The sequence below is a fragment of the Streptomyces sp. NPDC016845 genome, assembly GCF_044332585.1.
Taxonomy (GTDB): Bacteria; Actinomycetota; Actinomycetes; order Streptomycetales; family Streptomycetaceae; genus Streptomyces.
The window spans coordinates 112,140-132,791 of the sequence record NZ_JBIRPI010000006.1 but is presented as its reverse complement, the minus strand read 5'-3'; the positions used below and the strand labels follow the sequence as shown (position 1 = coordinate 132,791).

Below are 20,652 nucleotides of genomic sequence, written 5' to 3'. Positions count from 1 at the left end.
GTTACAAAGATATGTTAGATGTAACAACGGCTCTGAGGGGCTGGTTCACCGGTATCGTGAGGGGCACCATGAGAACTGACCGCACCATGCGACCTGACACGAACGACGCGTGGCTCGCCCGCGCCCTGGACCGCCCGGAGCCCGAGGACCACACGGCGCGCCGCATCCTCGACGCGGCCCTCGAACAGTTCACGCTGCTCGGCCTGCGCCGCTCCTCCGTGGACGATGTCGCCAAGCGCGCGAAGGTCTCCCGGGTCACCGTCTACCGGCGCTTTCAGAACAAGGACACGCTGGTCGAAGAGGTCCTGCTGCGCGAGCTCGGCCGGTTCTTCCAGCGCCTCGACGCCGCGGTGGCCGTGCTGCCCGACATGAAGGAGCGGGTCGTCGAGGGGTTCGTGGTCGCCCTGCGCCACACCCGCGCCCACCCGCTCTTCGGCGGCCTCCTGCGCGTCGAGCCCGAGCTGGTGCTGCCCTTCTTCACCGTGCAGGGCGGCCCGTCCCTCTCCGTCACCGTCGAGTACCTGACGGACCGTCTGCGCCGCGCACAGCAGGCGGAGGGCCGCCCGGACGGCGACCTGCGCCCGGTCGCCGAGCTGATGGTGCGGGTCGCCGTGTCCTTCCTGCTCAACCCGGTCAGCTGCATCGAGCTGGAGGACGAGGACCAGGCGCGCGCGTTCGCCCGCCGCTACCTGGCCCCGCTGCTCGACGCCTGACGCGGTGCGCCTCAGCGGCGCCGGTGCAGTGCGCGGGCGAGGCGTACGGCGCGTTCCCGCGTGGCCGCCGGCACGTCGAAGGAGGTCAGCGTGATCGGCGGGGTGAACCGCTGCACCGTCGTCGACTGTACGGAGGTGAAGGCGCGCAGCCCCTCCGCCCCGTGGATCCGCCCGAACCCGGAGTCCCGCGAACCGCCGAACGGCAGGGCGGGCACCGCCGCGAACCCCAGCACCGAGTTGACCGAGACCGCGCCCGCGCGCAGCCGCGCCGCGATGGCCGCACCGGCACGCCCGCCACGGCAGAACACCGCGGCCCCGAGCGCGTAACGGGAGGCGTTGGCGCGCTCCACCGCCTCGTCCACATCGCGCACCGGGTTGATGGCGACGACCGGCCCGAAGGTCTCCTCCGTCATCACCGCCGCGCTCTCGGGGACATCGGCGAGGACTACGGGCGTGACGTACGGGGCGCGCACGGACCCGGCCCCGCCGAGCACGGCCCGCGCGCCCGCCGCGACCGCGCCGGACACGTGCCGTTCGACGACGTCGAGCCGGCCCGGCAGGGTCATCGGTCCGTAGCCGGCGTCCGTCTCGGCGCCTGGGTGGATCGCGCGGGCCCGCTCGGCGACCTTCTCGCACAGCGCCGCGTGGATGTCCCGTACGGCGTAGACGCGCTCCACGCCCGCGCAGGTCTGCCCCGCGTTGCTCAGCGCGCCCCACACGATCGCGTCGGCGGCCGCGTCGAGGTCGGCGTCCCCGGTGACGATCACCGCGTCCTTGCCGCCGCACTCGGCGAGGAGCGGTGTCAGCGTCTCGGCGCACACCGCCATCACCTTGCGGGCGGTCCCGGGCGACCCGGTGAACGCCAGTTTGTCGACACCGGACCGGGCCAGCGCGTCGCCGGTGCCGGCCGCGCCGGTGACGGTGGTGAACAGCCCCGCGTGCGCGGGCACGGCGGCGTCGAAGAGTTCGGCCAGCAGGACGCCCGTGCCCGGGGTCAGCTCGGAGGGCTTGAAGACGACGGCGTTCCCGGCGGCCAGGGCGTACCCGATCGATCCCATCGGCGTGTACAGCGGGTAGTTCCAGGGCCCGATGACCCCGACCACGCCCACCGGCCGGTGCACGAGCGAGGCCCGCTGGTGGACGGTGAACAGCCCGGTGCCCACGCTCCGCCTGCGCAGCACCCGCTCGGCGTGCCGAGCGGCCCAGCCCAGGTGCTCCAGCGTGAGGACGACCTCGAGGGCGGCGTCCCCGGCGGGTTTCCCGGTCTCCTCGGCGATGGTCCGCGCCACGGCGTTCAGGCGATGCGCCAGCGCCTTCTTCCAGCGCAGCAGATGGTCACGGCGGCGCGAGGCGGGCAGCGCCGCCCAGCCGCCCTGTGTGACGCGGGCGCGGGACACGGCACGGTCCACCTCCTCCGGCCCGTGCACGGGGTGCTCGGCGATCGGCTTCCCGGTCGCGGGGGAGTACGTGAGGAAGGTCCCGGTCCGGGGCGCGGCGGTGTCGGTCATCGGGTCTCCTGACGGTCGGGGTGAGGCGAAGTAGCGGGCCGGGGGTGCGCCCAGTGCGGACCGAGATCGTCCAGTGTCCAGCCGAAGGGGTACGTACGCGCTTCGGGCCGGCGCGGAAACCGCTCGGGCCGCCCGGGCAGCAGCCGGATGACGGCGGCCCTGACACGCAGCCCGCGCCTTGCGGCCCTTTGCAGCCATCGCGGCTCGGGCCGGAAGCCCAGCGCTTCCAGCAACGGTTCGTCCAGAACAGCGAGCGCGACCCGCGACGCGAGCCGCCGTACAGGGGCCGGGTACCAGGAGGCCATGATCCGCAAGGTGGCCGCGGCGACTCTCCGATTGGCCGGGTCGTAGGCGAACATCGCCCGCTCGTAGTCGTCGTGGAGCTGTTCGAACCCGGCGTAGGTGCCGGGCGCACCAGTGATCCCCATCATCTCGCCCATCCGCCGCCCGACGAGCGCCAGACTCTCGGTCTCCTGCGGGGCCAGCCGCCGCCACCCGTACCGATCGATCCACCGCTTCGGCCCGACAACGGTGGTGGCCAGCACATAAAGGAAGTCCTCGTCGGCTATCCGATACCGCCCGTGGATCCGGTTCAGCTGCTCGGCCGCGGCCAGCCCGCGCTCCGACCCCGTCCCGTCCCTGACCATCTCGTACATGATCAGCACCGTGTCGTCGTACCGCTTCTGCCCGGCTCGCTCGAACTCCTGCGTACGGTCCAGCAACCGGGAGATCCGCGGCACCCCGTAGTCCCGCAGGAACGCGATCGACGTCCCGTGCAGGTAGTCACGGGGGAACTCGTACTGCGTGATCCACCGGTAGATCTGCTCGAAGTCCTGCTCCGGATCCATGTGCTGGACGCGGCGAAGACGGCTGTAACGGCCCATGCGCGGTCCCTTCGGGGGAGGCGCGACCCCAGGTGAGTCGGAGATACGCAAACTATTGACTTGTTTCATGGGGCGTCAATAGGGCGCTCACGTACGGGCTACCCGAGCCGCTGAGCGAGCGTCCAGTGCGCCCGGGGCAGCGGATGCCCCGGGGCGAGTGCGCGGAGGCGGCCGGCGCCACGTCCTGGATGCTTTACTCGGATCCATGAATGATCGAGAGCAACAGTCGCGCGGCGCGGCGCAGTTGGCCGGCCGGACCGTGATGATCACTGGGGCGTCCAGCGGAATCGGTGCGGCCGCCGCGCGGCTGTTCGTCGCCGAGGGCGCGGCCGTCGTCCTGATGGCCCGTCGTGCGGACCGCCTCACCCAACTCGTCGAGGAAATAGAGAAGTCCGGCGGACGCGCCGTGGCGAGCGCCGGCGACGTGGCGCGGCCCGAGGACGTCGAACGAGCCGTCGCCACGGCCGTGGAGCGTTTCGGCGGACTCGACGGAGCCTTCAACAACGCCGGCTATTCCGGTAGCGTCTTCGGCCCGCTGCACGAGCAGCCGCAGGACGACTTCGACCGGATCATGGATGTCAACGTGCGGGGCACCTGGAACTGCCTGCGCCACCAGATCCCCGTCATGCTGGCCGCCGGCCGGGGCGCGATCGTCAACACGGCGAGTTCGGCCGGGCTCATCGCCACCGGGGCACCGGCCCCCTATGTGGCGGCGAAACACGCCGTGCTGGGGCTGACGAAGACGGCCGCCGCCGAGTACGGGGCACAGGGCATCCGCGTCAACTCCCTGGTCGTGGGGACCACGCGCACGGAGATGATCAGCTTGGCGGTCGAGGCGATTCCGGAGCTGGCAGAGGCGTTCGTCGCGCGGCAGGTCCAGAAGCGGATGGCCGAGCCGCAGGAGGTCGCGGAGGCCGCGCTGTGGCTGCTCAGCGACCGCTCCTCCTTCGCCACCGGCAGCCATGTCGCGGTGGACGGCGGAATCCTGGCCATCTGAGGCGTGATCACCGGATGGGCCAATGGGCGGATGGGCGGACGGGCGAAGTGGGAATCGCCGTGTGCGGGCACCACCGCGCCCGCTGCCCCTGCTGCGCCCGCTGCGCCCGTCAGCGGCGTCACCGTCCGACCGGACCGGATCGGGAAGCCTTCGTCCAGTCCCCGGTGACCAGGGTCCAAGCGTCGATGTCCTGATAGCGTCGCGGGCCCTCGTGGCCTCGTGGTGTGCTGCCGACCAAGTGGAGGCGTTCGGTCTGCCACGGGCTTCCGGTGAAGTCGTCGAGGCAGGCGGCGGCCGCTCCTATGGACGTGCTGTCGTAGCGGCGCGCGCGGGCCAGCGTGAGGTGCGGACGCAGCGGACGTTCGGGGAAGGCGACGTCGCAGTCCCTGACCCGCGCCCGTACTGCTTCGGCCAGCTCGTGCAGTCCGTCGAGATCGCCCTCGACGCCGCTCCAGAGCACTCGGTCGTCGAAATGTCCGCCACCGAGCAGCGCCAGTTCGAGAGAGGGGCGGGCAGCCGCCAGGGCGGCGAGGGGCGGACGAAGCCGCTGGACGGTTCGCACCGGCAGCTCGCCCAGGAAGGCCAGGGTGATGTGCCAGTCCTCGATGCGGTTCCAGCGCAGGTCCGGAAAGGCGGCGTAGGCCGGGCCCAGGGCGTGCGCCAGCTCGTTCTTCGCCTCGTCGGGCGGCGCGAGGGCGATGAACGCGTGCTGGGTGATGGTCCGGTGCGGTTCGGTCACGGATGTCTTCTTACCGCATGCGTCCGCGCGGGCCGAAGACCGACTGTGCCCGCAGCCAGGGGGAGGGACGGTGTACGCCCCTGGTGCCGCGCGGCACAGCGACATCACGACAAGCCTCGGCCGAACGGGGCTGCGGGTCCGACGCCCCGTGCCGGGGCCCGCCGGATCACCGGCGGGCCCCCTCTTCGTGCGGCTGGTCAAGGGTGCCTGCCGCCTGGTTCGTGGGCTCCGTTTCTTTTCGAGCTCGCGCCTGCCGTCGGATGACGCGGCGTCGACGGTGTGCTCCCAGTCGGTGTCGCACAGCAAGTGGTGGCCTGGCCTTCCCGGACGCTGACCCCCGAGACGTTGCTGCCTGCGGCGATCTCAGCCGTGCTCAGGGCAGGCATCGGCATCGGGTGACCGTGGGCCGAGGGGATCACCCCACCCAGGCGAGGACCGTACGCGCGAACTCCTCCGGCACCTGCTCCGGCGCCGCCACATGCCCATGGGACAGCACCCTCGTCCCGCAACCGAGCGCGGCCGCGAACTTCGCCAGGGAGGGGAGCGAGAAGTGGTCGTCCGGTGCGCAGACGGCGAGGGTGCGCGCGGTGATGTGCGGCAGGCGGGGCTCCATGGCGTAGCGGCGCAGCGACTCGTGGCCCTCCTCGACCCGGTCGAGGACGGTCAGCGCGTCGATGACGTACCGGGTCAGGGCCGCCTCCTCGCCCGGCCGGTAGAAGCCGCGCCGTCTGTCCCACAACTCGCGCAGGTGCGAGCCGTCGGGCTTCGGGTCCACGTGGTCGACGCGGCCGTGGCCGCCCGTACCGGCGCGCTTCTCGTCGTCGACGAACGCGGTCGCCGACAGCAGCAGGCTCGCCACCCGGTCCTGGAACCGCGCCGCCACCTCGACGGCGATCACCCCGCCGGTGTGATGGCCTACGAGGTGGAACCGGTCGAGGCCGAGCGCCTCGACCAGATCACCGACGCCGTCCGCGAACCGCTCGACGGAATGGGGCCCCGCGGGCTTCGCGGACGCGCCGTAGCCCAGGGTGTCCATCGCGATGGCCCGGTGGCGGGCCCCGATCAGGGGGAGGACGCCGAGGTACTCGGTCCAGGAGCGGGGTGTCTGGTGGAGCAGCAGCACGGGCTCCCCGTCGCCGGACTCCACGTAGTGCAACTGCCCGAAGCGGCTGGGCACGTAGCCCTTCCGCAGGGCGTCCGTGTCCGTCATGCGTGGGTCGCTTTCGTGGTGAGGTCGAGCGCGATGTCCGTGATCATGTCTTCTTGACCGCCGACCATTCCGCGCCGCCCGACCTCGACCAGGATGGTGCGGGTGTCCAGGCCGTAGCGGGCGGCCGCCGCTTCCGCGTGGCGCAGGAAGCTGGAGTAGACGCCCGCGTACCCGAGGCTCAGCGTCTCCCGGTCCACCCGCACTTCACGGTCCTGGAGCGGGCGTACGAGGTCGTCGGCGGCGTCCATCAGCGGGAACAGATCACAGTGGTGCTTCCAGCCCATCAGATCGGCGACGGCGACGAACGCTTCGAGGGGACAGTTGCCGGCGCCCGCGCCCTGCCCGGCGAGGGAGGCGTCGACGCGGGTGACGCCCTCCTCCACGGCGACGACCGTGTTGGCGACGCCGAGCGCGAGGTTGTGGTGGGCGTGGATGCCCAGTTCGGTGGCCGGGTCGAGGACATCGCGGTAGGCACGGAACCGGCTCCGTACCCCGTCCATCGTGAGGCGGCCGCCGGAGTCGGTGACGTACACGCAGTGTGCGCCGTAGGACTCCATGAGCTTGGCCTGGCGGGCGAGTTCGGCGGGCTCGGCCATGTGGGACATCATCAGGAACCCGGCGACGTCCATACCCAACTCCCGCGCGGCGGCGATGTGTTGCGCGGCTATGTCGGCCTCGGTGCAGTGCGTCGCGACGCGCACCGAGCGGATGCCGAGCGTGTGGGCCTGCTTGAGGTCGTGGATGGTGCCGATGCCGGGCAGGAGCAGCGTGGTGGGGATCGCGGTGGTCGTGGCGTCGACGACGGCCTCGATCCACTCCCAGTCGGTGTGCGCGCCGACGCCGTAGTTGACGCTGGACCCCGCGAGGCCGTCGCCGTGGGCGATCTCGATGGCGGCGACCCCGGCGGCGTCGAGGGCGGCGGCGATGGAGCGGGCCTGGCCGGTGGTGTAGCGGTGGCGGACGGCGTGCATGCCGTCCCGCAGGGTCACGTCCTGGACGTAGAGACTCGTCACTTGGCCGCCTCCTTCGCAGCAGTGGCGTGGTGCGCGGCCATACGCTCGGCGGTGCGCAGCGCGGCCGACGTCATGATGTCGAGGTTTCCGGCGTAGGCGGGCAAGTAGTGGGCGGCGCCCTCCACTTCCAGGAAGACGGAGACCTTGAGGGCCTCGCCGGTCCCGGCCGGGGCGAGCGCGTGCAGGGGATCGCCGGGGCGGACCGTCTCGTACTGCACCTTCTGCTTGAGGCGGTAGCCGGGAACGTACGCCTGGACGCGGCCGACCATCTCCTCGACGGACGCCGTGAGGGTCTCCTCGGCGCAGGCGGAGACGACGCAGTGCACGGTGTCCCGCATGATCAGCGGGGGGTCGGCCGGGTTGAGGACGATGATCGCTTTGCCGCGGGTGGCGCCCCCGACCTGCTCGATGGCCGAGGAGGTCGTCTCGGTGAACTCGTCGATGTTGGCGCGGGTGCCGGGCCCGGCGGAGCGCGAGGAGATCGAGGCGACGATCTCCCCGTAGTGGACCGGGCTCACCGCGTCGACGGCGGCGACGATCGGGATGGTGGCCTGGCCGCCGCACGTGACCATGTTGACGTTCGGGGCGCCCAGGTGGGCGTCGCCGTTGACCGGCGGGACGACGTACGGGCCGACGGCCGCCGGGGTCAGGTCGATCAGGGTGCGGCCGAGGGGCCGCAGGATGTCCTCGTGGTGGCGGTGGGCGCCGGCCGAGGTCGCGTCGAAGACGATCTCGATGTCCTCGAACTCCTCCATTCTCACCAGCCCTTCGACGCCCTCGTGGGTGGTGGCGACCTTCAGGCGGCGGGCGCGGGCCAGGCCGTCCGAGTCCGGGTCGATCCCGGCCATGGCGGCGATCTCCAGCGACTCGGACAGGCGCAGGACCTTGATCATCAGATCGGTGCCGATATTGCCCGATCCGATGACGGCGACCTTGGTGCGGGTACTACTCATGCGGTGTGTCCCTCCTGCGCGAACTGCACGCTGATCCGGCCCAGCTGACTGATGCGCGCCTCGAAACGGTCCCCGGGCGTGGCCACTGCCATCGGCCCGAGCGCGCCGGTGAGCACGACGTCCCCGGCCCGCAGTGGGTCCCCCGCCGTGGCCAGCGTCGAGGCGAGCCACGCGGCGGCATTGAGCGGACTGCCCAGGCAGTCGGCACCGGTGCCCTCGGACACCGGGTCCGGTGAGCCGTCGCGCGTCATCGTCATCCGTACGGCGCGCAGGTCCAGGCCCGACAGCGGTACGGGCGTGCCGCCGAGTACGTACAGGCCGCTGGAGGCGTTGTCGGCGACGGTGTCGACGATGGTGATGTCCCAGTCGGCGACGCGGCTGTCCACGATCTCCAGCGCGGCGAGCGCGAAGTCCGTCGCCCGGATCACGTCGGCCACGGTGCAGTCGCGGTGCGGCAGGTCCGCACCGAGCACGAGCGCGACCTCGGCCTCGACCTTCGGCTGGATGAGCCGCCCGGCCGCGACGGTGCCGCCGTCGGGGACGGCCATGTCGGCGAAGAGCGTACCGAAGTCCGGTTGCCCGACGCCGAGTTGGGTCTGCACGGCGGGGGAGGTGAGGCCGATCTTGCGTCCGGCGATGCGGCGGCCCGTGGCCAGGCCGCGCTCGGTGTTGACGCGCTGGACGCGGTACGCGGCGTCGATGTCGCCCTCGGTCAGCAGGGACCGTACGGGCGGGCAGGGCTCACCCGTGCGCTCGGCCGCCCGCAGCGCGTCGGCCGCCTTCGTCACCTCGGCGGCGCTCATCGGGCGCTCACCAGCGGAGTGTCGACGCCGACCGGGCCGAGGGGTGTCGCTCCGCCGGGGGAGCCGAGTGCGGCGTCGCGGCCGGGCAGGGCCTCGGTGAAGAAGCGCCGGTTGTCCTCGCGGAAGTCGGGGTCGGCCTTGCGGTCGACGGTGATCGCCTGTTCCGGGCAGGCGACTTCGCAGGCCCCGCAGTCGATGCACTCCATCGGGTTGATGTAGAGCTTGCGCTCGCCCTCGTAGATGCAGTCGACCGGGCACTCCTCCATGCAGGACCGGTCCATGATGTCGACGCAGGACGCGCCGATGACGTACGCCATGGTGTGCTCAGTGCTCCTTCTCGGTGGAGTGCCCGGGGAACAGGGCCGCCTCCGGGTCGATGACGGTGGCCGCGTTGTTGACGGCGGTGGCGGCCTCGCCGAAGCCGACCGAGATGAGGCGGACCTTGCCGGGGTAGTCGGTGGTGTCGCCCGCGGCGAACACCCGGGGCAGGTTCGTCGCCATGTGGGTGTCGACGGTGATCTTGCGGGCCTGGAGGTCGAGCCCCCAGTGCTGGAGCGGGCCGAGGTCGGCGAGGAAACCGAGGGCGGCGACGACGGCCTGGGCGGGGACGATCCGGGTCTCCTTCGTCGTACGGTGCCGGATCTCGGCCGCCTCCACGCGGTCGGCGCCGATGAGCCGGCTCGCCTCGCTGTCGGTGACGATCCCGATGCCGAGGGCGCGGACCTTTTCGACGGACGCCGTGTGGGCGCGGAAGCGGGCGGTGCGGTGCACGAGGGTGACCGAGCGGGCGATCGGGGAGAGCAGCGCCGCCCAGTCGAAGGCGCTGTCGCCGCCGCCGACCACGACCACGTCCCGGCCCGCGTGTACGGAGGGGTCCGGGACGAAGTACTCCAGACCCCGCCCGAGGAACTCCTCCCCGGCAGGCAGCGGGCGAGGCGTGAACGTACCCACGCCCCCCGTGATCACGACGGCCCTCGCCCGCACCGTCGCCCCCTGGTCGCTGCGGACCACCGGCAGCCCTTCCGCGTCGTACGTCAGCTCGGCGGCCCGGTGACCCAGGAGGTAGCGGGGCGAGTACGGCTCGGCCTGCGCGACGAGACCGTCCACCAGGTCGCGGCCGCGCACGGAGAGGAAACCGGCGATGTCGAAGATCGGCTTCTCGGGATACATCGCGCTGACCTGCCCGCCGAGTTGCGGCAGCACGTCCATGACGGTGACGGTCAGACCGCGGAACCCGGCGTAGTACGCGCCGTAGAGGCCCGCCGGACCGGCGCCGATGATCAGGACATCGGTGGTCAGGACACCGGTGTTCTCGGTGAGTTGGCTCATGTCCGTGAGCGTAGGAACGAGCGGGCGGTTCCCCCTACGGAGTCGTTCCGGTGACCGGGACGGCACCGGGACAGCACGGGAACAGCGCCGGGACAGCGCCTGAACGCGGCGAGGGGCCCACCGTCCGGTGGGCCCCTTCGCGTGCGTGGCGCGTCACACCGCTACGCCAGCGACCGGCCGATCCCCAGTGCCGCCGTCCGCAGGGCGGTCGCGTGCCCGGCCGCGTCCATCCGGTACGTGGGTGCCGTGATGGACAGGGCGCCCACGAGCGTGGTGCCCCCGGCGAACACGGGCACGGCCAGACTCGCGTAGCCGAGTCTGATCTCCTCCGACTCCAGGGCGATGCCCTCCTCCCGGATCCGGTCGAGCTGGGCGCGGAGCCGCCCCGGTGAGATCACGGTGTGCCGGGTGAGCGGCTTGAGGCCGCTGCGGACCACCTCGACGAAGAGCGACGGCGAGGAGTGCGCCAGGATCGCCTTGCCGGTACCCGTGCAGTACAGCGGCAGCCGGCCCGCGATCCGGGACTCGGCGTTCAGCCCGCGGTGCGGGAAGATCTTGTCGAGGTAGACCACGTCCAGGCTGTCGTGGATGGCGAAGTGGATCGTCTCCCGGGTGATCAGGAGCAGGTCCTCCATGTACGGCTGCACGGCCTCGCGCAGGATGCGCTGGCGGTGCACGCGCTGCCCCAGCTCGAACAGGCGCAGGCCGAGCCGGTAGTCGCAGCCTTCGCGCTCCAGCAGCCCCCAGGTGACCAGCTCCTGGGCCAGCCGGTGCACCGTGGCCTTGGCCGCCCCCGAGCGGCGCACCAGCTCCGCGAGCGAGAGCGCGGCGTCGTCGGAGGTGAAAGCCTCCAGGATGGGACGGACTTTTCCCAGCACGGAGTTCATCGGATCGCCCCCGACCGCTTCGGCCACGGGCCCCGGTTCCTCCGACGGCTCCGACCTCTCCGACGGCTCAGATTCCGCCGGTCGCCCGGGTCGCACGGAGGAGAGAACGAATCCGGCGGATGGTGCGGCGGACGGTGCGGCGGCGGGACGGTGCTCGGCCGTCGGTGCTCCGGCCGGCGCCTTCATGCCGACTGCCCCGCGTCCACGGCCGCCGGGTCGATGACCGCGACCCCCATCCCGGTGAGCCATTCGGGCATCGGCTCGTACGCCAGACGCCGTGCGGGCGCGTGGTCCAGGGCAGCCGCCATCAGCAGCCATGTACGCAGCTCCTGCGCGCCGTTGCCCGCCGCCTTCTCCAGTTCGTCCGTCGTGTACGCGGTGAGCCGATGCGCCTCGCCGCGTTCGAGAAGAGCCAGGAACTCGTGGTCGAACTCCGGAGTGAGGGATGCCTCGGCGGCCCGGATGATCTCGCGGCGCCGGGCGTCGTAGTCCTGCCAGTTGTTCCGGCCGTCGAGCCAGGCGCCGACCATGAACTCCTCGTCTTCGCCGTGCGGTTCGCGCCAGTCCGGCCAGGGCAGCCGGTGCGAGAGCCCGCCCGAGCCGACCACCGCGACCCGCCGCTCGCCGGGGAAGGCGAGCACGGCCTCACGAATGGCGCGCCCCAGTTCCTCGCAGCGTGCGAGGGTCGGCAGGGGTTGGGCGAAGACGTTCACCACCAGGGGCACGATCTCGACGTCCAGGCCGTCGAGCAGGTACTGGATGGCGTGGGACTGCCCGTGGTCGATCTGGAGCCGCGCGGAGAACGCCGGGTCGAACCGCCCGCTCTCCACCAGCGAGTCCGCGATGTGCTGCGCCAGCGGCACATCGACCGGCTGCGGCCCCTTCGGCGTCCCGGACTCGCCGCTCGCAATACACTCCCCGACGCCGAGCGTGAACGGCGGGATCAGGTCGAGCCAGAACCCGCGGAAGTGGTTCGAGCCGATCAGGACGACGGTGTCGGGGCGAGTGCGGGCCAGTTCGTCGCGGGCCGTGCCGAGCGCGTCACGGAAGCGCTCGGCCCGGTCCTTGTGGACCGTCTCCTCCCAGTGCGTGTTCATCAGCGTGCTGTGGGAGGCTCCCACGCCGAGCACGATCTCGCTCATGCCGTTGCTCCTTCCGGTGCCGTGGGGGAGTCGCATTCCTCGCGGGAACGGGTGACGGTGTCGACCGCCGTACGGATCAGGTGGCGGGTCAGTCTCCGCATCTCCCGTACGGAGACGGTGTTCATGCCGCGGGCGAAGTCGATGTCGAAGGGCGCCTCGGCCACCTTCGGCATGCCGACGCGGACCGTCGGGATGCCGCGACCGCGCAGGATGTTCGCGTCGGTGGCGCCGCTGTTGCCGCGCGCGGCCTCGTGCGGACGCCCTTCGATGGCCTCCCACCCGGCCACGGCGCTGCGGAAGATCCAGCTCTCCCGGCTGGTGGTCGTCCCCGGGATCGCCAGAATCATCTCCACCGTGGCGTCGAGCCCCGGCATGGAGCCCTTCAACTCCGCGATCACGGCGCTGAATTCACGCTTCGCCTGCATCGGCGTCGTCCCCGGTGCGATCCGCAGGTCGACGCGCAGGGTGCAGGCAGCCGGGGTCGCCGCGGCGAGACGCGGCCAGCCGCCGCGCACCGACGAGACGACGCCCTGCGGGGCGACCGTGCCGCCGGTGTGCCGCTTCGCGTACTCGGCGAACCAGTCCTCCAGGTGCTGGACGACCTCTCCGGCGCGGCGGATCGCGTTGTCGTACGGGAGCCGGTGGCGCGAGCCCACGTAGGTGTGGGTGCCGTGCACCGTCACCTCGAACCACACCAGGCCGACCTCGTCCCACGAGACCGTCCATCCGGGTTTGGCGATGACCGCGTAATCCGTCCACACGCCCTGCTCCAGGAGGAACGAACAACCCGCGCCCTGACCGGTGTTGAGCCGGTCGCTGCCGGGCCGGGCGTTGGTCGGCATGCCGCCCGCGCCGAACGCGGCCACCAGATCCCCGGTCAGCGGGACCCCGGCGAGCGCGATCGCCTCGGCGGCCATCATCACGCAGGCCGCGTGGCCCTTGGGGTTGGAGGCGCCGAGCCCGGTCACCAGATCGTCGTAGACGGTGGCCTCGGGGCGCATGTCCTCACGCAGCTTCGGCCCGATCCACGGCACGTCCTCGCGCTCGTCACCCACGGTGAAGGTGTCGATGGGCGCGTACAGCATCAGGTCGGGGCCGGTACCGTCGCCTTCGAGGCGCGCCCAGGCGTTCGCCTGCCGCGCGTCGAGCGGCTGACAGGCCGAGCGCAGGCCGACCGATTCCAGCGCCCGCGCGATGTGTTCGGCCAGCGGCCGCTCGTCACCGGTCGGGCTGGGAACGCCGACCAGGCCGACGATCAGCTCGCGCAGCCGCTCCTCGGTGACGTGCTTCCACGCCTCCGTCACCCAGCCCCGACGCCGCGAATCGAGGCCGGCCAGTCCGTCGCCGCTCACTGGTTGACCCGGTGGACCTGGGTCATGGTGGTCTGCGCGAATCGCCGCTTGGCGCGGGGCAGCGCCACCGCGACGGCGACACCGAGCAGGATCTTGAACAGGGTGCGGGCCATGATCAGGCCTCCTCGTCGGTGGTGGGTTCGGTGACACCGGCGGCGGCGAGCTTCTTGCCGTACTCGTCCTCGCTGAGATTGCGCCACGAGGTCAGTGACACATCAGGGCGGTAGAGCTTCTCCGGGGGAGCGTCGGTGACGTCGACCATCCAGGCGTCCTGGCCGGAGAACTCACCGTGGAACAGCCAGCGGATGGCGCCGAGGTACTTGCCGTAGAAGCGGAGCGTCTCCCAGCCCTGCGTGAAGTTGACCATCACGCCGACGTAGCGGTGGTTGTCCTCGTCCACCGGGACGTAGAACTCGTAGTGGATGAACTTCGGGTACGCGATCCGCAGCACGCCCGGCATCGACAGGGACGCGAAACCGGGGAACTCCTGGGCCTCGATGACCGGGTCGACGTCGTCGGCCTTGCCGGTGTTGCCGAGGTTGAAGGTCTCCTTCGGCGGCTGCTTCTTCCACCACCGCTTGTTGGACCAGCGGCCCACGCCGGGGAAGTCGGCCTCCCAGTACACCTCGTCCTGCACCCGGTAGATCCAGCGGCCCTGCGGCACGATCCGGGTGATGTTCCACGTCGGCATCGGCTTGAAGAGCCGCCACAGGGCGGTGCGGTGCAGGTACTTCGCGTGGCCCTCGTCGAAGCCGTTCTCGCAGGCGAAGCGCCAGTTGCCGCCGCGCGGCTCGATACGGCCGCCCATCACGAAGGCGTTCGACACCAGCTCCTCGGGGAGCTGCTCGTCGATCGGGTGCGGCTCCTCGTCGGCGACCGGGACGAAGACCCAGACCATGCCGAGCCGCTCCTCGACCGAATACGTCCGCACGCCGAGCTTGCCCGTGAGCCGGCAGCCGGGACCGTCGGTGATGACCGCGGACAGCTTGCCCGTGGGCAGGTCGAAGGTCCAGCCGTGGTACGGGCAGCTGACCGTGCCGGGGAACTGCTGGTTGCCCTCGGACAACGGCACTCCGCGGTGCGGGCAGCGGTTGTGCAGCGCGTACACCTTGCCGCTGTCGCGGATCAGCGTGATCTTCTCGCCGCAGATCGTGAACGGCTTCGGGTCACCGGTGATGTGGGACGCCCAGGTGACCGGATACCAGTAGCCGCGGAATCCGGACGCCGCCTTGTCGTAGTGGGGCCAGGACGACCAGTCCTGCCGGCCGATCTTCTCGGCGGCGGCACCACGGCGCGTCCGGGCCTCGCCCTTGCCGGACTTCTCGGCGGCGGCGTCCTTCGCGGCGGTCTTCCGGGCGGCGGGGGGTTGTTCGCTCGTCGTCATCTCGTCGTGGCCTCCTGCTCAGTGGGTGTGCGGCACGAGCATCCGGCGCGGCGCGGCGCCCGCCTATGAACCTGTTCCGGTGAACGGACCATGGCCGGAAGCGGACCGGTCAGCGAACCAGCGCCCTTGATCGCCCCGGCGCGGGCGGACAGCATCCGCCCATGAACCGCATGACGATCCCCGGCCTGGTCGACGCGGCGGCCGCACTCCACGGCGAGCGTCCCTTCCTCACCGTCGACGGGACCCGGCGCACCTACGCGCAGACGCGCATGGCCGCGGCCACGATGGCCGGCGCGCTCGCGGCCCGCGGCTGCCGACCCGGCGACCGGGTCGCCGCGCTGCTCCCCAACCGCGTCGAACTGGTCGACCTCGTCCTCGGCTGTGCCTGGCTCGGTGCCGTCGTCGTCCCGCTCAACACCGCGCTGCACGGACGGCTGCTCCGGCACGCGCTGAACGAGGCGCGACCGCGAGCCCTGTACGTGGACGAGGAGCTGGCGTCACGTGCGGAGGACGCGGTGGGCGCGGTGGGCGCGGGGTTCGCCGGGGAGGTGTGGGTGACCGGTTCGCGGCAGGCTCCCGTCCCTGGCGTCGAGCCCGTCCTCGACCCGTATCCGTCCCGTCCCGGCGACACGGCGGCCATCCTGTTCACCTCCGGCACGACAGGGCCCTCCCGCGGCGTGCGCTGCCCGCACGCCCAGTTCGCCTGGTGGGGCCGGAACGTGGCCGACTCGCTGCGCCTGACCGCCGACGACACCCTGTACACCTGCCTGCCCCTGTTCCACACCAACGCCCTCAACGCGCTGGCCCAGGCCATGACGGTGGGCGCCTCGGCAGTGGTGGACCGCCGATTCTCCGCCTCGCGTCACTGGGCGCGGGTCGCCGAGACGGGCGCCACCTGCGTGTATGTGCTCGGCGCCATGGTGCCGATGCTGCTCGCGCAGCCGCCGGGACCCGGCGACCGCGCGCACCGGGCATGGCGCGGGCTCGGTCCCGGCACGCCAGGACCGCTGTGGGAGACGTTCCGCGAACGGTTCGGTGTGACGCTCGTCGACGGGTTCGGTTCCACGGAGACCAACCTCGTCATCGGCTCCGCGCCGGAGGACTGCCGCCCCGGCTACATGGGCACCGTGCGCGCCGGATTCGAGGCGCGGGTCGTGGACGCGGACTGCTCGCAGGTGCCGGACGGTGTCCCCGGCGAACTCGTCGTCCGCACCGATCGCGAGCACGGCTTCGCCACGGGGTACCTGGGCGAACCGGAGCAGCCGTCCGGTGCGTGGCGGCGGACGGGGGACCGCGTCGTGCGCGAGCCCGACGGCTGGTTCCGGTTCGTCGACCGCGTCAAGGACTGCATCCGGCGCCGCGGCGAGAACATCTCCTCCTACGAGGTCGAGACCGCGCTGCGGGCCCACCCCGACGTCGCCGAGGCCGCCGCGTTCCCGGTCCCCTCCGACCTTGCCGAGGACGAGGTGATGGTGGCGGTGGTACCGCGAGCCGGGCGCACGCTCGATCCGGCGGAGGTGGCGCGGCACTGTGCGGGAGAGTTGCCGGCGTTCGCGGTACCGCGGTTCGTGGACGTGGTGGCGGAGTTGCCGCTCACGGAGACGGGGAAGGTACGTAAGTCCGTGCTGCGGCGGCGAGGGGTGAGCGGGGGGACGTGGGACCGGTGCGGGTGAGGTTTTCGGGGGGTGCGGGTCCGTTGCCGGGTGCGGGCTCGTCGTGGCTGGTCGCGCAGTTCCCCGCGCCCCTGGGATGCGCACTTCGTGCGGCATCCCGTCTGGGAAGCTGCGCGTAGCGCATGCTTCAGGGGCGCGGGGAACTGCGCGACCAGCCCCCACCGGACCTTCAGCCGGCAATGGACGCGCAGTCCCGAGACGTCACCCGGGCAACAGAACAGCCCGCCCCCGCACCCGCCCGCCCCGCAGAGCGTCAAGCGCCGCCGCCGCCTCCGTGAGCCCGAACTCCTGCACCGCAAGGAACAGTTCGCCCTCGGAGAGGCGCCTCGCCAGGTCGCCGGAGACCTCACGGGCCCGGCGCTCCTGGCGGATCATGTTCACCGGCAGCAGCGCCACCTCGTCGAGGAGCCAGCTCGGCAGATCGAGCTCGACGCGCGGACCGGCCACATAGCCGATGACGACGGCGCGCCCGCCCTGCCGCACCCACCTGCTGCGGCCGACCAGGCCCGCACCGCCGAGTGTGTCGACGAGCAGGGAGGCCGCACGGTCCTGCGCCAGCCCCTCCGCGCCCTCCAGCGTCAGGGCCTCCACCCCCTTCGGCACGTCGGCCAGCTGGTCCTCGCGACCGACCACGCCGGTCACCCGCGCGCCCGCGGCCAGCGCCTGCTGCGCCACCATCGCGCCGACCGCGCCGGCGGCGCCCACCACGACGACCTCCTCACCCTTCTCGATCCGGCCGACGTCGTGAAGTGCCACGTACGCCGTCGTCGCGGGGACGAAGAAGCTCGCCGCCACCGCGGGATCGAGCGGGGCCGCGAGCGGGGTGACGGCCTTGCGCTTCACGCTGACCCGCTCCGCCCACGTGCCGTCACGCAGCAGACCCAGGCCGCCGCCGCGCAGCACGACCTGATCGCCCGGCGTGAGGTCGGAGTCGGCGTCGGCCTCCAGGACCGTACCCGCGCCCTCGACACCTCCGACGTACGGCAGGGACGGCTTCAGTTCGAACTCACCGGAGGCGACGGTGACATCGAGGTGCGAGACCCCGCCCGCCAGTACCTGCACGAGTACCTCGCCCGGGGCGCGCACGGGCTCGGACACCTCGTCGAGGACCGGAGGTCCGCCCCACTGGTGGAACCGTACGGCCCGCATCAGCCGGCCGCCTTGCCGATGAAGTCGAGGCTGAGCGCGTTGTAGAGCTCGGCCTGCTCGTGCTGCGGCCAGTGCCCGCAGTCGTCGAACAGCTCAAGGCGGGAGCCGGGGATCCCCTCGTGCAGCGCCTGCGCCTCGGGCACGTCACCGAACGGGTTCTTGCGGCCCCACACCACCAGAGTCGGCTGGGTGATCTGCGTCAGGTGCTCCGGGCGGAGCAGGTTGCGCTGGCGCCGCTCCATCTGCTGGAGGGAGAGAAGGTTGTCGACGCCCGCGACGAACTCCGGCGTGTGGTAGATCGCGTGCCGGACCTCGACCAGTTCCTCGGTGGCGGAGGCGTCGTCGGCCATGAGCAGCCGCATCCGCTTGCGCGTGAGGCCGATGTCGTCGGAGGTGACGGCCTGCTTGGTGCTGGTCCGGATGCGGTCCATGACCTCGGGGTTGGCGACGGTGCCGCCGGAGCACAGGAGCTGGAGGCTCCGCACCCGCTCGGGGTGGTCGATGGCGACGCGCGCGCCGACCCAGCCGCCCAGGGACTCGCCGACGATGTGGACGCTGTCGACGCCGACGGCGTCCAGGTAGTCGATCAGGTGCGCCACGTAGTCGGCGATCTCGTACGGCTTGTCGGGCTTGCCGGTGTAGCCGTGGCCGAGCATGTCGATGGCGTGCAGGTCGTAGGCCGCGTGCGCGGTGATGTTGCGCGCGAATGCCTCCAGGTGACCGCTGGTGCCGTGCAGGAAGACGACGGCCTGTGCGTTCGGGTCACCGGCGCGCAGGGTGCGCGTGGGGATTCCGGCGGCGTCGACGTACTCCACGCGGAAGGGGGTGGGGCTGATCTCGGTCCAGATGGACATGTGCGTTGCTCCGTACGTGAGTTGAGGGTCAGTCAGTTGAGGGAGCCGAGGAAGCCGCTGACCACCGAGTGGTACGCCTCGGGCCGCTCCTCCTGGAGGTGGTGGGAGGCGTGATCCATCACGTGGAGGTTCCCGTTCGGGACCATCCGGGCCAGCATCAGCGGGTAGTCCGGGGTGAGGAACGCGTCCTGCATGCCCCACATGAAGAGCGTCGGAGCCTGGATCCGGCCCAGCTCCTCGGTGAGGTCCTGCCAGTCGCCGCGCGGCGAGTCGGACATGGCCGCCAGCGCGCGCTCCTCCTCGTCGAGGCTCTGCTCGTAGCGCAGCGTCAACGTCCCCTCGGGGAGCTTCGCGCCGTCGTACCACTCCAGCTTCGTGATGAGCTGCCGCATCTTCTCGCGGGTCGGGCCCTCGCCGCCGTAGTAGACGTCGCGGGCCGTGCGGCCACGGTGCCCGTTCTCCGGGAGCGGGGCGAGCGGCCCGTAGAAGACGGGCATGCTGCCGGTGATGACCAGGGACCGTACGCGGTCCGGGTAGGCGGCGGCGAGGTTGAGCGCGATGGTGCCGCCCCATGAGTTGCACACGAAGTCGGCGCGGTCCACACCGAGCGTGTCGAGCAGGCCGACCGTCTTCGCCGCGTGGTGGTCCCACATGGGGCCCTCGATACGGGACTTCTCCGACTTGCCGTACTGGTGGATGTCGACGAGCAGACAGCGCCGGTCGGCCGCGAACAGGGGCGCGACGGGCCCGAAATCGCTCCACGCGGTGCAGCCGGGGCCGCCGCCGTGCAGGAACACGGTGTCGGGCCCCGAGCCGAGGTCGTGGTAGTGGTAGCGGATGCCCGCGCCGTCCGCGTAGCGGCTCTCCGGTGCTGGTGACATGCGAGTCCTTCCGTACGAGTGCGGGGAGGGGGTGCTGTGCCGAGCCCATCACCGAGCCGGGCCCGGGCCCAGCGCCGCGGTCCGCTCAGCGAACCCCTTCCATCGGACGGTTCACCGGGCGTTCGCCCGGGGCTCACTGGGCGGTGTAGCCGCCGTCCACATGGATCACGGCGCCGGTGGTGAAGGACGAGCCCGCCGCGAGCAGCGGCAGCACCGTATGCGCGACGTCCTCGGGCCGGCCCCAGCGGCCGAGCGGCACTTTGGCGGTGAAGGCCGCCTGGGCGGCGGCGTCGGTACCGGTGTCGCCCTCGTTCATGGGGGTGCGCACCGGGCCCGGGGCCACGCAGTTCACGGTCACGCCGCTGGCGGCGAGTTCCAGCGCCGCCGACCTGGTGAGCGCGGCGACCGCGCCCTTGGCGGCGGCATAGCCGGACCGCTCGGGAGCGCCGGTCGAGCCGAGCACGGAGCCGATCGTCACGATGCGGCCGAAGCCCGCGTCGGTCATCGCGGGCAGGACGGCGCGCATCGCCAGCCAGGTGCCGATGACATTGGTGTCCAGGGCGGCACGGAAGTCGCCGGGCGTGAGCGTCAGCACCGATCCGCGGGCGAGCCGGCCGGCGGCCGTCACCAGTCCCGTGACCGGGCCCCACCGCTCCTCGGCTCGGCGTACGGCCTCGGCGAGATCGTCGGCGTTCGTGGTGTCCGCCGCGAGTGCCAATTGCCTGTCGGCGGCGATGGGGTGGAGCCGCTGCGCTGCCGCCCGGCAGCGTTCCGGGGAGCGCCCGGTGACGATCACGGGCCGCCCCCCACGGGCCGCTGCCTCGGCGACCGCGAGGCCGATACCGCTGGTGCCGCCTGTGACGAGCACGGGCCCGTTCCACAGGGCGTCCTCGGTGTGCTGAGTGGAGGTCATCCGGCGAGAATGCGGTTCGGCCAGGAACACGCCAACGCGGGCGGTCCGCTCACCGGACCGCCCGTGTCGGCCGTACGTCGTCACCGGTTGGTGAGGTCGGCCCGTGTCGGTCGTACGTCGTCAACCGGCCGGTGATGACGGCTCACGTCGGTCGTACGTCGTCAGCGGCCGGTGATGACGGCTCACGTCGGTCGTACGTCGTCAGCGGCCGGTGATGACGGCCCGCGCCTGCCGCGCGTCGTCAGCGGCCGGTGATGACGGCCCGCGC

20 protein-coding genes are annotated in these 20,652 nt (G+C 71.9%); 3 read left to right on the top strand and 17 right to left on the bottom strand.

Annotation, left to right across the window (positions count from 1 at the left end):
* The first annotated feature begins 86 nt into the window (after window positions 1–86).
* On the top strand, window positions 87–713 hold the full coding sequence (locus ACH4RC_RS18660) for a TetR family transcriptional regulator (protein ID WP_398201901.1): 627 nt from the start codon (window positions 87–89) through the stop codon (window positions 711–713).
* Between the two features lie 11 nt (window positions 714–724).
* Here ACH4RC_RS18660 and ACH4RC_RS18655 read toward each other — a convergent pair whose 3' ends face one another.
* On the bottom strand, window positions 725–2,221 hold the full coding sequence (locus ACH4RC_RS18655) for an aldehyde dehydrogenase family protein (RefSeq protein WP_398201899.1): 1,497 nt from the start codon (window positions 2,219–2,221) through the stop codon (window positions 725–727).
* Entirely contained in the window at window positions 2,218–3,105 is an 888-nt protein-coding gene (locus ACH4RC_RS18650) for an oxygenase MpaB family protein (protein ID WP_398201898.1), read from the bottom strand. The genes ACH4RC_RS18655 and ACH4RC_RS18650 overlap by 4 nt, the downstream gene beginning before the upstream one ends.
* 205 nt (window positions 3,106–3,310) lie before the next feature.
* Between ACH4RC_RS18650 and ACH4RC_RS18645 the strand changes: the two genes are divergently transcribed.
* Window positions 3,311–4,102 carry an SDR family NAD(P)-dependent oxidoreductase gene (locus tag ACH4RC_RS18645; RefSeq protein WP_398201895.1) on the top strand — a complete coding sequence of 264 codons (792 nt, stop codon included), beginning with the start codon at window positions 3,311–3,313 and terminating at the stop codon, window positions 4,100–4,102.
* A gap of 118 nt (window positions 4,103–4,220) precedes the next feature.
* Here ACH4RC_RS18645 and thpR read toward each other — a convergent pair whose 3' ends face one another.
* From thpR to ACH4RC_RS18590, 11 genes are all read right to left on the bottom strand, one after another.
* A complete protein-coding gene (gene thpR / locus ACH4RC_RS18640; RefSeq protein WP_398201892.1) occupies window positions 4,221–4,841 on the bottom strand; it encodes an RNA 2',3'-cyclic phosphodiesterase in 621 nt (206 codons plus the stop codon).
* A gap of 415 nt (window positions 4,842–5,256) precedes the next feature.
* Window positions 5,257–6,051, bottom strand: coding sequence for an alpha/beta fold hydrolase (locus ACH4RC_RS18635; RefSeq protein ID WP_398201890.1), 795 nt, complete (start codon window positions 6,049–6,051; stop codon window positions 5,257–5,259).
* On the bottom strand, window positions 6,048–7,064 hold the full coding sequence (dmpG, locus tag ACH4RC_RS18630; protein ID WP_398201888.1) for a 4-hydroxy-2-oxovalerate aldolase: 1,017 nt from the start codon (window positions 7,062–7,064) through the stop codon (window positions 6,048–6,050). Before dmpG ends, ACH4RC_RS18635 begins: the two co-directional genes overlap by 4 nt.
* Window positions 7,061–8,017: an acetaldehyde dehydrogenase (acetylating) gene (locus ACH4RC_RS18625; protein WP_398201886.1), complete on the bottom strand. Its 957-nt coding sequence runs from the start codon at window positions 8,015–8,017 to the stop codon at window positions 7,061–7,063. The genes dmpG and ACH4RC_RS18625 overlap by 4 nt, the downstream gene beginning before the upstream one ends.
* Complete coding sequence (locus ACH4RC_RS18620; RefSeq protein WP_398201883.1) at window positions 8,014–8,820, bottom strand: 2-keto-4-pentenoate hydratase; 807 nt, start codon at window positions 8,818–8,820, stop codon at window positions 8,014–8,016. Before ACH4RC_RS18620 ends, ACH4RC_RS18625 begins: the two co-directional genes overlap by 4 nt.
* Window positions 8,817–9,137 (bottom strand): ferredoxin, encoded by a 321-nt coding sequence (gene fdxA / locus ACH4RC_RS18615; RefSeq protein WP_398201882.1) that lies wholly within the window; start codon window positions 9,135–9,137, stop codon window positions 8,817–8,819. The genes ACH4RC_RS18620 and fdxA overlap by 4 nt, the downstream gene beginning before the upstream one ends.
* Before the next feature lie 7 nt (window positions 9,138–9,144).
* A complete protein-coding gene (locus ACH4RC_RS18610) occupies window positions 9,145–10,149 on the bottom strand; it encodes an NAD(P)/FAD-dependent oxidoreductase (RefSeq protein ID WP_398201880.1) in 1,005 nt (334 codons plus the stop codon).
* A 161-nt stretch (window positions 10,150–10,310) separates the two neighbouring features.
* Window positions 10,311–11,063, bottom strand: a complete 753-nt coding sequence (locus ACH4RC_RS18605) for an IclR family transcriptional regulator (protein WP_398201878.1) — start codon at window positions 11,061–11,063, stop codon at window positions 10,311–10,313.
* A 155-nt stretch (window positions 11,064–11,218) separates the two neighbouring features.
* The gene (locus ACH4RC_RS18600; RefSeq protein WP_398201875.1) at window positions 11,219–12,178 is read right to left on the bottom strand and encodes a catechol 1,2-dioxygenase; all 960 of its coding nucleotides are present in this window, start codon (window positions 12,176–12,178) and stop codon (window positions 11,219–11,221) included.
* Window positions 12,175–13,530, bottom strand: a complete 1,356-nt coding sequence (locus ACH4RC_RS18595) for a M20 family metallopeptidase (RefSeq protein WP_398201874.1) — start codon at window positions 13,528–13,530, stop codon at window positions 12,175–12,177. Before ACH4RC_RS18595 ends, ACH4RC_RS18600 begins: the two co-directional genes overlap by 4 nt.
* 115 nt (window positions 13,531–13,645) lie before the next feature.
* Window positions 13,646–14,914 (bottom strand): Rieske 2Fe-2S domain-containing protein, encoded by a 1,269-nt coding sequence (locus ACH4RC_RS18590; protein WP_398201871.1) that lies wholly within the window; start codon window positions 14,912–14,914, stop codon window positions 13,646–13,648.
* 161 nt (window positions 14,915–15,075) lie between these two features.
* Between ACH4RC_RS18590 and ACH4RC_RS18585 the strand changes: the two genes are divergently transcribed.
* Window positions 15,076–16,587, top strand: coding sequence for an AMP-binding protein (locus ACH4RC_RS18585; protein ID WP_398201868.1), 1,512 nt, complete (start codon window positions 15,076–15,078; stop codon window positions 16,585–16,587).
* A 201-nt stretch (window positions 16,588–16,788) separates the two neighbouring features.
* Here ACH4RC_RS18585 and ACH4RC_RS18580 read toward each other — a convergent pair whose 3' ends face one another.
* From ACH4RC_RS18580 to ACH4RC_RS18565, 4 genes are all read right to left on the bottom strand, one after another.
* Complete coding sequence (locus ACH4RC_RS18580; RefSeq protein ID WP_398201866.1) at window positions 16,789–17,736, bottom strand: zinc-binding alcohol dehydrogenase family protein; 948 nt, start codon at window positions 17,734–17,736, stop codon at window positions 16,789–16,791.
* Window positions 17,736–18,590 (bottom strand): alpha/beta fold hydrolase, encoded by an 855-nt coding sequence (locus ACH4RC_RS18575; protein ID WP_398201863.1) that lies wholly within the window; start codon window positions 18,588–18,590, stop codon window positions 17,736–17,738. Before ACH4RC_RS18575 ends, ACH4RC_RS18580 begins: the two co-directional genes overlap by 1 nt.
* A gap of 32 nt (window positions 18,591–18,622) precedes the next feature.
* Window positions 18,623–19,471 carry an alpha/beta fold hydrolase gene (locus ACH4RC_RS18570; protein WP_398201861.1) on the bottom strand — a complete coding sequence of 283 codons (849 nt, stop codon included), beginning with the start codon at window positions 19,469–19,471 and terminating at the stop codon, window positions 18,623–18,625.
* 133 nt (window positions 19,472–19,604) lie between these two features.
* Window positions 19,605–20,384: an SDR family NAD(P)-dependent oxidoreductase gene (locus ACH4RC_RS18565; protein WP_398201858.1), complete on the bottom strand. Its 780-nt coding sequence runs from the start codon at window positions 20,382–20,384 to the stop codon at window positions 19,605–19,607.
* Window positions 20,385–20,652: the final 268 nt, after the last annotated feature.